At 45.5% G+C, this 582-nt stretch carries 1 protein-coding gene; it reads right to left on the minus strand.

All coding sequences use genetic code 11. The features are described from left to right. Positions 1 to 60 precede the first annotated feature (60 nt). Positions 61 to 582, minus strand: a 522-nt coding sequence (locus R7Z50_RS29405) for a hypothetical protein (RefSeq protein WP_318150002.1), incomplete at its 5' end; no start/stop codon positions are given.

Genomic DNA, 582 nt, shown 5'->3' on the forward strand with positions numbered 1-582 from the left:
GCCCTTTGTTTTCATCAGTTCATTCTAGTCGAAGTACATCATCAAAATGCAAGTAAACCATTAACGTCGACGAATTCTTGGCACTGGTTGGATGTTTGGTCGAGTCTGAGGTCTCTGAATATTTGGCTTGGTAATCGGACGCGGCACGTTATGCGCGGGTAATGGCTGTGTCTTCAATGTTGATTCTGGCAACGTCGTTTGTTTTGGTAACGTTTTTGTTTCTACACGCTGGGGACGCTCGTGCCATTTTGCTTGAATCGCTTGTTTTTGTTCATCCGGCAACGTTTGCCAGTGGTTATCCAGTTGTCGCTTCATGTTATCGAAGTTGGCGTTCATATCGCCATCTTTCCAATCTTCAACTTTGTCTTTGATTGACTGTTGTTGATCGTCGTCGAGACCATTCCACCATGCCTCGAGCTTTTCTCGATGGTCATGTCCGTTATCACAGCAACCCGGATAATAGTAAATCCAATAGTCATCGTGACCATACCACCAAGGGTCGTAATACCCACTCGAATAATAGACAGATGAAGAACCAGTTGAAGGAGACGAGCATCCCACCAGCACTGTACCGCACAACAA

The sequence above is a fragment of the Vibrio sp. 1249-1 genome, assembly GCF_033340495.1.